The organism is uncultured Dokdonia sp., from assembly GCF_947492815.1.
Lineage (GTDB): Bacteria > Bacteroidota > Bacteroidia > Flavobacteriales > Flavobacteriaceae > Dokdonia.
This window is the reverse complement of sequence record NZ_CANLOB010000002.1, coordinates 197,647-211,625: the sequence shown is the minus strand read 5'-3', so window position 1 is coordinate 211,625 and position 13,979 is coordinate 197,647. Positions and strand designations below refer to the sequence as shown.

The 13,979-nt window shown below is 32.2% G+C and carries 15 protein-coding genes; all 15 read right to left on the bottom strand.

Annotated features, from left to right (window positions below; all coding sequences use genetic code 11):
- Nucleotides 1-495: 495 nt before the first annotated feature.
- The 15 genes from Q1A01_RS03615 to Q1A01_RS03545 all read right to left on the bottom strand — a co-directional run bounded on the left by Q1A01_RS03615 (nt 496) and on the right by Q1A01_RS03545 (nt 13,876).
- Entirely contained in the window at nt 496-1,629 is a 1,134-nt protein-coding gene (locus Q1A01_RS03615; RefSeq protein WP_299676113.1) for a type II secretion system F family protein, read from the bottom strand.
- Nucleotides 1,620-2,096 carry a prepilin-type N-terminal cleavage/methylation domain-containing protein gene (locus tag Q1A01_RS03610; RefSeq protein WP_299676110.1) on the bottom strand — a complete coding sequence of 159 codons (477 nt, stop codon included), beginning with the start codon at nt 2,094-2,096 and terminating at the stop codon, nt 1,620-1,622. Before Q1A01_RS03610 ends, Q1A01_RS03615 begins: the two co-directional genes overlap by 10 nt.
- Nucleotides 2,093-2,425 carry a hypothetical protein gene (locus Q1A01_RS03605; protein ID WP_299676107.1) on the bottom strand — a complete coding sequence of 111 codons (333 nt, stop codon included), beginning with the start codon at nt 2,423-2,425 and terminating at the stop codon, nt 2,093-2,095. Before Q1A01_RS03605 ends, Q1A01_RS03610 begins: the two co-directional genes overlap by 4 nt.
- Nucleotides 2,413-3,681: a hypothetical protein gene (locus tag Q1A01_RS03600; RefSeq protein WP_299676104.1), complete on the bottom strand. Its 1,269-nt coding sequence runs from the start codon at nt 3,679-3,681 to the stop codon at nt 2,413-2,415. Before Q1A01_RS03600 ends, Q1A01_RS03605 begins: the two co-directional genes overlap by 13 nt.
- Entirely contained in the window at nt 3,681-4,157 is a 477-nt protein-coding gene (locus tag Q1A01_RS03595) for a hypothetical protein (RefSeq protein WP_299676101.1), read from the bottom strand. Before Q1A01_RS03595 ends, Q1A01_RS03600 begins: the two co-directional genes overlap by 1 nt.
- Before the next feature lie 3 nt (nt 4,158-4,160).
- Nucleotides 4,161-4,823, bottom strand: a complete 663-nt coding sequence (locus tag Q1A01_RS03590) for a hypothetical protein (RefSeq protein ID WP_299676098.1) — start codon at nt 4,821-4,823, stop codon at nt 4,161-4,163.
- A gap of 10 nt (nt 4,824-4,833) precedes the next feature.
- Nucleotides 4,834-5,559, bottom strand: coding sequence for a hypothetical protein (locus tag Q1A01_RS03585; protein ID WP_299676096.1), 726 nt, complete (start codon nt 5,557-5,559; stop codon nt 4,834-4,836).
- 10 nt (nt 5,560-5,569) lie between these two features.
- Nucleotides 5,570-6,082 carry a hypothetical protein gene (locus Q1A01_RS03580; RefSeq protein WP_299676093.1) on the bottom strand — a complete coding sequence of 171 codons (513 nt, stop codon included), beginning with the start codon at nt 6,080-6,082 and terminating at the stop codon, nt 5,570-5,572.
- A complete protein-coding gene (locus tag Q1A01_RS03575) occupies nt 6,083-7,297 on the bottom strand; it encodes a hypothetical protein (RefSeq protein WP_299676090.1) in 1,215 nt (404 codons plus the stop codon). It lies immediately after the preceding gene.
- Complete coding sequence (locus tag Q1A01_RS03570) at nt 7,297-9,444, bottom strand: general secretion pathway protein GspD (protein ID WP_299676087.1); 2,148 nt, start codon at nt 9,442-9,444, stop codon at nt 7,297-7,299. Before Q1A01_RS03570 ends, Q1A01_RS03575 begins: the two co-directional genes overlap by 1 nt.
- Nucleotides 9,445-9,487: 43 nt before the next feature.
- Nucleotides 9,488-10,903, bottom strand: coding sequence for a GspE/PulE family protein (locus Q1A01_RS03565; protein ID WP_299676084.1), 1,416 nt, complete (start codon nt 10,901-10,903; stop codon nt 9,488-9,490).
- On the bottom strand, nt 10,904-11,437 hold the full coding sequence (locus Q1A01_RS03560; RefSeq protein ID WP_299676081.1) for a hypothetical protein: 534 nt from the start codon (nt 11,435-11,437) through the stop codon (nt 10,904-10,906).
- Nucleotides 11,437-11,847 carry a prepilin-type N-terminal cleavage/methylation domain-containing protein gene (locus Q1A01_RS03555; RefSeq protein WP_299676078.1) on the bottom strand — a complete coding sequence of 137 codons (411 nt, stop codon included), beginning with the start codon at nt 11,845-11,847 and terminating at the stop codon, nt 11,437-11,439. Before Q1A01_RS03555 ends, Q1A01_RS03560 begins: the two co-directional genes overlap by 1 nt.
- Before the next feature lie 488 nt (nt 11,848-12,335).
- On the bottom strand, nt 12,336-12,815 hold the full coding sequence (locus Q1A01_RS03550; protein ID WP_299676075.1) for a hypothetical protein: 480 nt from the start codon (nt 12,813-12,815) through the stop codon (nt 12,336-12,338).
- Complete coding sequence (locus tag Q1A01_RS03545) at nt 12,815-13,876, bottom strand: RHS repeat-associated core domain-containing protein (protein ID WP_299676624.1); 1,062 nt, start codon at nt 13,874-13,876, stop codon at nt 12,815-12,817. The genes Q1A01_RS03550 and Q1A01_RS03545 overlap by 1 nt, the downstream gene beginning before the upstream one ends.
- Nucleotides 13,877-13,979: the final 103 nt, after the last annotated feature.

The window sequence follows — 13,979 nt, the reverse complement described above, 5'->3', positions numbered from 1 at the left end:
CAGAAAAAGAGTTGTCATAAATAAGCTTAAGATGGTTACGTTTTACGACTTAAAAGAGAAGAAAACAAGACTACTGTAATCCATAAGGAATAAGCCCGACGTATATACCTATGTATTTTACTACTAATGACAATGACATAAAATACAAAAGCACCAATTTACTACACGTAAGGATAAAGAATTCATATTTGATGGCTTCTAACAAACTTTCATTATTTCAAAAAACAAGAATGAGTCTCAATTCAGAGATTCATTCTTTATTTATTACACTGATAATCAATTATCAAAATATTACATTTCTCAAAAGCACCAGTTTACTACATCACCGAAACTACTGAAAGGCAGTATCTAAAAATTTGTGGGATTTTATCCTAAAGACTACTATTGTACTTTCTTTTCATAATAGAAGTTCTTTCTTTTACTTGAAGGTTTCTGAAGGACTAACAAACTATTATTCAATATTAAGATCGGTCATTTAGGGTGTGCCGGTCTTTTTTATTTCAGAACGTTTCCTAGCTCAAACATAGGCAAATACATTGCTATCAAAATAACCCCAATAATAAAACCTACGATCAGGATGATGATAGGCTCTAAAAGCGTAGAAAACGTTTTCGATTTTTGTAATACTTCTTCGTTATATTGCTCGCTAAGGCGTTGAAATACGAACTCTGTTTTATTAGTTTCTTCTGCTACTCGAACAAGAGCAACCATTTTATTATCAAAAAAGGGATATTCCTTTAAGCTCTCACTTAAACTCCTCCCTTTTAATATATCTTCTTCTACTTTTTCTAAATCTCTTTCCAATGGGTAAAAATCAATCATCTTTTTAGCTAAATGTATGCTCTGAACAATAGATACTTTCGTACTTACTAATAAAGAAACAGCTTGGGTAAAACGAGCAATGTTAGACGTTTTTATAAAAGCACCTATCAACGGTAGTCTCATTAAAAAGACATCTCTTTTAGATCGATACCACTTCTTTTTAGTTAATTGCTTTTGAAAAAGAATGAATAAAAGAATTATTATTAAAAATAACCAACCGTAGGTGCCAATCCATTCAGATATTGAAATTACTGATTGTGTAATTACAGGAAGGTCTACATCATTTTGTCTAAACATATCTTGAAAAATAGGAACTACAAATCGCAACATAAAAGTCACCGCTAAAAAAGCAGTAATTAATAAAAAAATAGGATAGGTTAATGCATTTTTAATATTACGTCGTTGTTCATTTTTACGTTTATAAAAATCAGCCAATGATGTTGTCACCTTTTCCAAAGCGCCACTTTCTTCTCCTATTCTTACCGAATGCTCTTCATAGGAAGAGAAATATTTATGCTCTTTAAGTGTTTTAGAAAAGTCATCTCCTGCGACAATACGATCTCCAATACCTAAAAACAATTCTGCATCTTCTTTCTTTTTTTGAGATTCAGAAATTAAATACAAGGCATCTTTAAGACGAATTCCCGATTTGAGAAGTACACTTAGCTCTGTATAAAATTGCTCTTTCTTTTTAGATCCGAAAGAATTTCCAAACAGTGTAATCTCTTTCTTCAAGATAGTATCAAGAGAAGATTCGCTATTCTTTGATAGCTTTTCTTTTTTTATATCTTTTATTTTTAATCCCATACCTCTTGTACTGCCTGCCTAGCGTCTATTTCTCTTGAAACAAAAAATTGAACCGGTTGTCCTGTTGCTTCTAAACCTATTTGTACACCATCAACTATTCCTTCTTCTATGGTATCTCCTTTGTGATAGAATTGTGTGTTTAAAATTTTCAAATCAATCGTATCTGAATCTCGTAACACATATTCTGACATGATCTCGTAACGAATCGTTTCGTCTTTAATAGCAATAGTTAGTTGTTGTAATTTTTCATTCCAAAATACCTGAGATCCTTTTTCAAAATCAAAAAGTAATCGTTGTTTAAATTTCGTTACTTCTGTACGCTCTTCATATCGTGATTGCATAGTTATAAATTGCTTTGAAATTAAACTCAGAACCGTAAATGCTATTGTAATAACGATACTTGTAATCGCTAAGACCACGAGTATCTCACTAAGAGTAAAAGCAGGTATTTTATGTTTTTGTGTCATTTAATTTGCTTTATAACTAATGTCTTTTCTTGTTCTGGTTTTTTTGCAATGTAGATTATATAAGCTATTCCCTCTTCTTGAATTGTTTCTATTGATATTTCATAAACTTCAAATGTCTCATCATACGGAAGTGTTATTTTTTCATTAGCAAGTAAATATTGTAATTTCTCTAATCGATTCTTTACAGAAAATGTATCTCGTTCTGCTACAGATTTAAATGTATTCATTAGCACCAAAGAAGCAACCACGAATACAATTAAAATAATACTAGTTGCAACCAGTGTTTCCATGAGTGTAGAGGCAGGTATTTTCTTTTTTAATCTACCCATTGCACTACATTTGTTTGTGTTTGTTCTGTCTCAATACCACAAAATGATTCAGGAAAATTTCTGCTATCAATAATCGCATCAAAAAGATGATTTTTATAGATCGATCCTCTTTTCTGTATTGCAAACTGATGAGTATATATAGACCCTGTAACTTCTCCCTCTATTTGTACAATATGATCACTGTATATTTCTCCTCGTACTAAAGCTCCTTCATTAATCGTAATTAAAGGTTTTTGATCAGTATTTTTCTCAATACTCAAATGAATCACACTTCCAAAAACACTACTTCCATTTTCTAAAATAATTCCTTGGAACTCTTTAAGACGATTATTTTCATCTTCATCTTCAAAAAGCACTAAGGCTGAAGGGTATGATAGTTTCGCATTTTCTGCCACACTAATACCTTTTGATGCAAATGCTTGAAAAGAGCCTTCTACATTGGCTTCAATTTCAATATAAGGAGCAATTAATATGATATTATACGCTTTCGCGAAAGCGGATACACGAATTAAACTATCCGATTTTATAATAATATTATTAGTAATCTCTTGACTCCCTATTTCTATCATATCAGGACGATACAGCCATTTAGAGTTTGTTTTGAATGTAGAAGTAATCCTCGGTGTGTTAGTGCGAATAAATAACGAATCTTCTTGTGGAAAATCTCCAAATAACAAACTCTTTATGTAATCTTTTTTTTGTTCTGAGATTTGAGGTTTTACAGAGGCATTTTGCATAATTCCCCCATACACTAATGAAGTACCATTATAATAATTACCAGCGATATTTCCTGGTCTCACTCCTTGTCTCGGAAGAACTACATTCCCTTGAATTCTTGTATCCCCTACAACAACTAAAGGAGAATTACTGTCTTCTAAGTAAATAGCAGGTCGCTGTTCTTTGGATAACTGTCCGCCTAAGAGTGCTATATTCTGAGATACAAAATTTTTACTTTTTCCAATAGAAATTACTTTATCAAATATCCCCCAGTGTGTTTTATAAAGTATGATTTCTTCCGCTATCTCTTCTTCCAATTGTATTATAATACTATCATTATAAGAAATAGATTTTTGTTTTGCATAGGATATACCATCATGAACTAGTTTTATCGTATTGGAAGATCGTTGTAGTTGCTTTTCAAATCGTAACTGAGAATAACTAATTAAGATAAAAGCACTAAGTATTGCTGCTATTACAACACTTACTAAAATAGCAAATTGCAATGCTCCTGCTCTTATTTTTTTGTGTAGTAACATTAATCTGAAATTGTAATGCGTTTACGTTTTCCTTTGTATGAAACTAAAACGCTTTTTGTATTTCCTGAAATGATCTGAATACTATCAACCGTATTTCCCTCTTTAATCACATACTCTTCAGAATTTATTCTAAGAGACATTACTTTTTTAGAAGATCCAACATCAGAAATAATTCCTAAATATGTTATCGCTGGAAAGTAAGTGTCCTCCTTATTATCTGTAGTTCCTTTTCTTGAAGTGTTAGATGTATTTTTATTATTTCTCACTAATGTTCCTAAAAATGGATCTCTATAATTGTTATTGATAGTGAAGTTTTCTTTCACATGATAGGTGACAGGTTTAAAAGAAGCCACTAGATCATTTGTAGGCAAGATATAATCCCCATCATTACTAAGCATATAAAAACGAGCAATAACTGCACCATATATAATGACAACAGCAATTAATAAATATCTCGTCCGCTTCTTTTTATTCATCTTCTATAAGATTGTAATCGTTTGCTGAGTATACGGTGTGTTTTGACTCTCATTTTCACCTCGTACTTCCCAAGTATACATTCCTGAAACAAATTCTATAGTGATTTCTGTATCTGTAGTTGTTTGTTCTAAAAAAAAGCTATTATCAGCTGTATTTGTAATAATGATCCTATATATACTAGCTTCTTCTATTTCTTCCCATGATAGTTGTATCATAGTCTCTGAAGTTTCAAAATTATCTTCAGGAGCTAAAATTGTAACCATTTGATCAGATAAGTTGATTTCTGTATTTGGTGTGTCTACTTCAAAACTTTGAGTAGTATAATCTGTTTGGAAATTATCATTAAGCCCACGTACACGCCACTGATAGTTACTAGATATTAAATTCGTTGTAAAGCTTCGAAAGCTTTGTAGTGAGTCTCCTAAAATAGTATCTAATACGACTTGGTTTGCCTCTGCGAAATTTGGCGTTGCCACTTGAATCTGATATTGATCTGCAAATTCGATTTCTTCCCAAGTAAAGGTTACTTCTGGGTTTTCTAATACCGCATCATCTGTAGGAGCAATAAGGGTAATCAAATCTTCTGAAATATCAGGCACACTTAAAATATCTTCACAACTATAAAAGAGTAGAACACCAAAAACACATACGATTAATCTCTTCATAACATTCATTTTAATAGTCAGCTAGTTTTTTGATCGTCTCTAATTTTTTTGCTTTTCTTTCCAAGGGTCTTTTACACGTCTTCCCTTCCTCAACAATATCCATCACCACTACTTGATTACGCTCATTTTTTCCGTAACAGAAATAAGAGGTCTGGTAATCAAAGATGGTCATTTCAGAAAAAGAAAGCGTCGTCAGTAGCTCTCCATTAGTATATAAATTAATTACATACTGATTTTCTATTTGCTCCAGAAAAGCGGATGTTATATTTTTAATATCGATAGTGCCTTGAGAGACCATTGCTATTTTACTTATAACTCCTGCCTTCTTGGAATTTTTCACATATTCTCTAGAAGTGATGTCATTATTGATACTACTGGCATATCCAATATCATCGATAAGCTCTATCTCAAAATACGTTGGTGCATTTTCCGAATCATTATTAAATGAAACAGATGGCTTTTGTTTGTCAAATACCTTTGTGTATTTAGAAAAAGAGGTTTTAGTAAATTCTTTTTCTATAAGCGAAACACGTATTTTTTGATCAAGATGAGGAATTCCTTTGATCTCAATATTATTCTTTAAAACACCTTCTTTTTTCACAATAGTTCCTAGTACTGTAGTATTAGTCTTGTCTTTAATAAACTGCAATTGCTTGGCAGTACTACATCCTAATAAAAGAATAAAACAACCTAAAGAGAATAGGCCTATATTAAAATCTGTTTTTATAAATCTCATTATTTAATTTTTATTGAACTAATTGTAATATGAATTGTCCTTCTAGTGTTGTATTTCCTGTTCTAAAACTTTTGATTTTTTCAAACTCTAATGATTTTACCATCCCAAACTTGCTTCGCTGTTCTAATTGATAAGCTAGTCCTAAGATTGATTTAAAATCTCCCGATACTCTAAATGCATAGGAGTTTGTTTGTTTGCCTTTTTCAAAAACACTATGAGGTTCATCGAAAGAAACAATTTTGATGCTATGATCTACGGCATATCTATCTATGGTTTTTAATAGATTATTCTGCAAAGAAGTTTTTGTGATTTGATAATGTTTTAGTAGCGAATCATAATATCTTTCTTTTTGTGCTAATACTTGTAATCGCTTAGGAATATTAGCATATAGTTTTTCTTGCTGTTTTAAACTATCATAATTCTTTTTTAAAGAAAGTGTTTCTGATATAGACAAAAAATACCCTAGGATAAGAACTCCAAAGAAGCTAATAAGTAAGGCAATATTTTTTTGTTTAATCGTCATTTATGATTTCATTAAAAGCGTAATACTAAAATGTATATTTTTTCCTTTTTTCTCAATATTCATTGAAACACTATCAGTAAATTCCAAGTCTTCTAATGATGAAACCCAAGAAGATAAATCCTTATTCACAGCCGTTTCCCCTGTAATAATGATGTTATTTGCTTCTACTTGGACAGGTTTATTATTACGTATCTTTTTTTCTAAAGGCTGATATTGAAGTTTTTCTAAAAGAATGGTATGTGGCATCTCACTTGCAATAGCATCTACAAAATAAGAGGTTGAAGAGGACGCCGAAGCGATTACATCTTCAAAGAGTTTTTGTTTTTGACTTACAATAGAATCTTTTTTAACTAATCGTTTTTTTTGTAATGTATTGCTGAATCCAATCTCCTGCAATACAGCGACCTCATTATAATAATGATTATAGATTAAAAAATTAACTAACAGAATAAGAAGTAAAGCCCCTAGTGCTAAAGGCAGTCCCAATGCAAAAAAACGATGTTGTTTAAAATTTGATTGTTTTAATAATTGTTCTTCACTGAAATTAGTAGCTACTTGATTTTTATCAACTCCTCCAACAGTAGTTATAATACCTCCTAAGGTATTAATATAACCTCCTTCTATTTGAATACCCTCAATAGCATAATACTCATTTTGAAAAGCATCTGATACTATACGATCTATAGTATGAATTTCACCACTGGCAAGAGATATGGTAGTTGTAGGAGTATGAATCGCTAGTTTATTTTTTAAAAACGGTGCTACCCCATGGATAGGCGTACTTCCTAAACTCCACTGAGTGATATAAATACGCTCCTTCTCATAACTCTTAATTAATTCATCTACATAAGCTTTCCTGCAGATATATACATATACTTTTTCTTTTACTCTAAGAATCTCATAATAAAAAGAGTCTACATCAATATTGGGAAATGCTTGGTTTACTATAGCGATTTCTGAAAGTGACTGACCATTTTCTACTGTTTTTTGAAGTACCTGATGATTATTAATAATCAGATGCGCATATTTCAGTTTTGCATCAAATGCTCGAACATCTTTTATGGTAGCAACTTCCGTTTTATCAGAGGTCACCAGTTCTCCTTTTTGTTTTTTACAGACAAGAGCTTTAATTACAGGATCAGTATCCGAGCCTAGATGCTCTATACAGCAATAGGTATTCCCATAGATGATATTTCGCTTTAAGCTATCTAACATTAGTAAATAACTGTTGGTTTTATAAGCACGGTGAGTTTTGAAGTAGAGGCAGTCCGTACGCGTTTACTAAATAAAAATTTTATAATTGGAATACGTGCTAAAAAAGGAACGCCAGAGCCAGAATTACTTTTTCGATTTTCTTCCAATCCTCCTAAGACAACAATATCATTGGTGCGAGATTTAATGATAGACGTAAATTCTCTAGAGCTAATTTCGGGTGGACCATTTTCTGTAACTCGTTCTCCATTAAAACTTGACTGAATTACTTTAATATCCATCGTTACTTCTCCATCTGCCGAAACAAAGGGAAGTACTTCAAGAGAAAGCTCTGCATCTACAGGAACAAAATTTACACTCTCACTTAATATTGGGTTTTGAGTTCCTACAAACTGATTTTGTGTCACCTCAAAATAACTTGTTTGTCCATTTGAAAAATAAGCCCGGTGTCCATTGAGGGTTGTAATACGAGGAGAAGATTTAATTTTAAAGTTGCCATTAGATTCAGAAGCTCTGATATTTGCAAAAAAGTTAGGTCCAACTTGCCCTATATTAAAAAAACTAGACCCATCAATACGCCCTAAAATACGATTGATCGTACTAGCCCCTAAATTGATATTGGTTTCAGGAAATATGGCTCCCTGTGTGGTAGTAGGTTCTGAACCAATTCCCCATTCTATACCTGTATCTAATGTAGAGTTTTTATTTACTTCCAAAATCATTACCTCGACAATTACGATAGGTACTTGTTTATCAATTTCTTTAACAAACCGTTTAAAACGTCCTATATCTGCGCTAGCACCACTAACAATAAAGCTATTCAGTTCTTTATCTGCTATGATATTCAAATCTTGTTTTACATCATCAGGAATAAGTGAACTAATATCAGATATATCTTGGTCTTGATTTCTTAAATTTCTTTGACCTGTTGCTTGTTGGTTTGGATTAAATGTACCTGTTGTATTTCCTACATTTGATCCATTTCCTCTAAATCCAGAATTAAAACCAAAACTTGTATTAGATCTCCCTGCACTTCTCCCAGAGCGTTGAGGATCTGATAGCAGACCAATTGAGCGATAACGAAGCGGGATTACCTCTGCTGAACGTAGCGTAAGCTGTCTATAGGTTCCAAAATAATAAACTCCATTTTCTTTCTTAAACGTAAATCGGTTTACAGGACTTGATGGGGTAATATCCTGACCTCTATCTGTTCTCCCGTTATTATTTTGATTATTACTATTTTGAGATGAGTTCAAAGCCAGTGTAGTATTCTCAAAAATCTTAGTTAGTAAGCTATCAAAAGAAATGTTTTTTGCACTGACACTTGCAAAGCCCGCCTCATTTAAAGGAGATGCTGTAAAAATATCTAATCCTAATTCATTGCCTACATCATAAATAATATCAGCTATCGGCACATTTTGAATATCAACATCTAAAATGCCATTTTCTTTATCTATAACTTTAAAGAAAAAATTAGCATTCCGAGCTCTGATAGGACGAGTTTGTTGTTGATTTCCATCTCCATTCCCTGCTGAAGATTGTATAATTCCTGATGTAAATTCAAAAGAACCGTCTTTAGTTTTGGAAACAATTAGATCATTAGAATATGCTATTTTCTCCATAGCAATAGCAAACGGAAGGTCTTTGATAAAACCAGATATTGTTTTATTTGCTAATTCAGGCGTATAAAATATCCCTTTCCCTGAAGTATTTGAAATTAATTTAAAAACTTCTGAAAGATTATCGTTCTTTAAATCCACACTTAGGATCTGAGCAGTGGGATCATATTGAATTTCAATGGCACGATTTTCAGGAATTTCTTCTTTTTGATAAGGTGTGATATATAAAATATTACCTGTAAAATCAATAGTCAAATTATAAATCTTACAGACATATGAAAGTACATCTAGTACTTCTACATCTTTAAAATTATTAATAATCTGAGTGTTTTGTAACTCAGGGTTTACATCAATATTAATCTTGTGAATTTCAGATATTCCTAAAAGAAATGTGGAGAGATTACTTTGTTGTAATTCTATATTGAGTTTTTCCGATAGTCCAGGTACATCTGTAGAAATAGCCGTAAGCTCATTTTCTAATTGATCTATACGCTGTTGATCATATTCTTGTGCAATGTTGAGTTGTGTCATAAAGACGCATACCCATATACATACTATTTTTTTTATCATTTATTTATCCCGCTAGTAACGCAAATACATCATCTACAGATGTTTCCCCCATTTGGATTAGATGTATCGCTTGATCGCTTAATTGCTTTATATTTTTCTCTTCCAGATAGGTATCTATCTGTGTTTCGTTATTTTTTATATGTATTGTTAACTCATTAGTAATAGGAAGTAGCTCATAAATGGCTTTTCTTCCCAGATACCCTGTATGATAACAATGAGAACATCCCTGTGCAATGTAATGTTTTTTTAATTCCTCGGGAATACTGTAATTTATTGGAAACGTATCCTTTTCTATAGACATTTCTTTCTTACAATGAGTACAAAGTTTACGCACTAGTCGCTGTGCAACACTTAAATTTAGCGTACTTGCAATAAGATGCGCTGGTACTCCCATATCTATGAGTCTTGAAATAGTTCCCCAAGCAGAATTGGTATGAATCGTAGACAGTACTAAATGTCCTGTAAGAGCTGCACGTATTGCCATATTCGCTGTTTTTACATCACGTATCTCACCTACCATAATAATATCTGGATCTTGACGTAAAAACGTCTTGAGTGCTGTCTCAAAATCTAATCCTATATCTTCACGAAGCTGCATTTGCATCACACCTTCTAATGTATATTCTATAGGATCTTCAATCGTTAGAATTTTAGTATCTGTCTTATTTAAAAGCTTAAGTGTCGCATATAAAGTAGTAGTCTTACCTGATCCTGTAGGCCCAGAAATGAGTACAATCCCATTAGGATTGCGAACACCCTCTTTATAAATCTGTAATTCTTCTTCCGTAAACCCTAGTTGATCCAGATGTATATTGGATGTATCTTTACTTAAAATACGAAGTACAATACTTTCACCATCCAAAGTAGGTAATGTAGATACCCTGATATCAAACTCATCTACTTGCGTCTTCACCGTAATACGTCCATCTTGTGGTAAACGATTTTGAGAAATATCAAGATTCGCTTGATTCTTTATTTTATTGATAATGACGGGATATTCATCTTTCGGAATACTATATTGCTCTTTTAATTTTCCATCTAATCGAAAACGAATACGGCATCGATTTTCAAAAGGCTCAAAATGTATATCACTACTCCCAATGGCTTTAGCTGTCAAAAGGATTTTCTCTAAAAAGTCTTTTGTATATGTAAACGTTTGTTTTTCGCTATCAAACGCTTTTCGAAAGTTTGTGCTTAAATATTTATCAAGTACAACTGTATTTACTTGTTCTATAACTACCTCATATCCTAAAAAGATGAGCAGTTCTTGAGATAAGATTTTAGGAGTCGTGGTATCTGAATAGAAAACAAGACTATTCCTATCCTCTTTAATAGGAACAATACGATACTGATAGGCTTGCTCAGCACTAATACGTTGTTGCAATTCAACAGGGATTATATATGTGGTTTCTCCTACCATTTAGATGACATATAGATTTTCATAAAACCCTAACCAATGGACTAGTAATACGCCAGCAAAAAATAATGACAAATACCCTGCTAAAGGCACTGTTATTTCTTGAGAACTAGATTCAGAATTTATACGCTTTCGCGAAAGCGTATATTGATGTTTATTTTTAAAAACAAGATGAAGGACTAAAGAAAAAAGAAGTCCAAAAACAAATAGCGTCACAAAACTTAGCGTAGCAAAACTTAGGGCTAATGCATAAAATAATAAGATATCACCTAAGCCTAACACATTTTGTAAACGGAAGGTTTGAAATCTAATACGTATGTAAAGCATCAAAACAACTAAAATAGTGGATACAAGTCCTATATTAAATGCACAATGAATTCCAAATTGCAACCAGCCTACTTCTTGAATATGTAGTATTGAAAACCCTACAGCTCCTATGAGAAAAAACCACCAATAGACCATTCTATCTTTTTGGTCTTGATAAAAAATGGCTAGTAAACTAGCCAATGCTATTATTTTTAAAAGGACTATCAACATCAATCTTTAACGATTTGTTTTGGATTTCCATTTTCATCAATTTCCCAAACGTTAAAAATTCCATCTCTATCAAAATCTGTAATTGCTGTAGCTCTTGCTTTAAAGCCTTCTCCTGTTACAGATATAATAGCATATTCATAATTTGCAGTACCTCCTTCTTTCACTGTTTTAGGAGCTTCAAAATCGATCTCATTAAAATCTCCTGAAAATTTAGAATAGGAATAACTATACAGTACCTGCATATTATGTATCTGCTTTAATTGTGCTTGCGCTTCTATAGCTTTTGCCTTAGATATTAAAGGCATGAGTTTTGGCATTGCAAGCAAAAGCAATATTCCAATAATGGCTAATACAATGAGCATTTCTTGAAGATTAAATGCTGCAAGCTTATGTTTAGATGTTCTTTTCAAAATACCATATGTTTATTCAATAAATATACTAGAAAACACCTATATATCATATCTTATAATGATATATAGCGTATCCTATCAAAGGAAACCTGTTTTCTAATAAAAATGAGTGTGGTGCTTGAATGTTACTATCTGATTATAAGACATCATAAGTATCAAGCTATAAATATACATATTTCTTATTAGAAATGATTTCATATCATTGTTTTTAATACTATCTATAAAAGCATGGAATAGCGTGTTGCTCTATTTTAGAATACTAGGTTATTTAATGCAGGAAATGGATACATACTTCTTGTTATCAACAACTTTTATTCTTAGTCATTATAAGAGTAGTTGTAGTGTTTACCATTTATGAAAACACTACATCCTATTAATCTGTGGCTTTTCTTACTTGCTCTTAACGGCACGAATTATAAACTTGCGCTAGCAGGGGTAATAAATGTTTTAATTTAATAGCTTTTCAAAAGTGCCTTTTTTCCTAAATATCAATTAATTTTATCTTTTGCTAGAATAACACCTACAATATAACTTTCTTGAATTAAAAGATAACAATCTTCTGATAAGATAATTCCTTTAGATTTATTTAATATATCATATTTTGAATTTGAACTAAATCCAAAAAAGAGATTTTTGTCATCAAAAAATGCTTGAATACCTTCATTGATATAGAAACTTTTTTTATTTATAGTTTCTTTAGTAAAAATTACAGATTTATTCTTTAATACTTTCTCAGACCAAGGGAGCTTTCCAGAGTATTTTTCCCATTTCCATTTTGGAATCAGAATATCAATATTCTCAATTATAAATTTATCGTTAATATCAAAAATAATCGTTCCATTAATGTCTAATCCGAAAACCCAATCTGTCGGTGTTTTCGTTTGAATTTCTAATATACCCGACTCAGAATCATACTTTGGATATAACCTTAAGATCTTTTCGTTTTCTAAAATTTCACACTTTATCATTATTTTTTAAATTTAACTACGTTCCAAGTTGGTGAAGGATTACCTGTAAAAACCGTAATTGCACGACCACCAGTAGGTTTGCTTACTACAACAGAAATTTTTTGAGCTGTAAGGTGTCTAATAAAGTTGCCTGTTGCAGGATTATAGAATAAACGTCCATTATTGTATGTATTTATGGCCAATCTTGGAGTAATTCCTCGACTAGCTCTTCCATGAATTCTTACAAGAAAATGTTTCGTGGTTCTAAAAGGAAACTTTTTAGCTAATTTAGTAAAATTAATCCATGCAAAAGCACTATTGGCGGCAGTACCCGTATTTGAAGCACCTGAAAAAGGTAGAGGAAGTGCAGGCTGATCCCAAATGTTATTTCCATATTGTTCTGTATCAACTACTCTAATTGGCGCTAATAGTGCTTCTCCACTAGCTTGAATCATTTTAACACTACCCAAAGAAACTAATGACATTCTTTGTAATGAATTTAATGATGCTATATCGCTAGGTCTTTGGATAGAACCAGGTACATCCAAATAATAATTTCGATCCAATTCAGGCATATAAAAAGTATTAAATCTACCGCCGAAAATAGGTGCACTTATTGATGCGTTGTTTTGTAGAACTACTCCTTGTGTATTACCTCCTGATTTATCGATACCAGAAACGGTAACACCATCTAATGGATTGACAACATCATTTCCAACTGCTACTCCAGGACCATTATAAGGTGTTAGACAACAATTATTTTCACCTCCTCCGTTAGATGATTTAATACCATTGTTAAAAGTCCCACCGTTGTGATGAGAGGAGCCAATTAATTTTGGATCTTCACTGTTGGCTCCAGATGGGTCTGCCCAAAAGATAGGATTGTTATCAAAACTATTATAAGGTGAAAAATCATGATGGATAATCGGGTCTTGCACAATCCATCGGCCAATAGCTGCATCGAACTGTCGCATCTCCATCTCCATCATATTGACGCCGAGAGCCTGTTCGAGCTCCATCCCATTATACTCGAATTTATGGTCCCTTCCGTTCTGGTTGTTGTTATACCCTCTATGTTTCAGTCCAAAGGAATAGTATAGTCTACTAGTCTTATGTATTCTACACTCACTTTTTCTGCACGCATGATATTCATCGATAGTGTCATTAATCCTTCCGTGTGGGAAT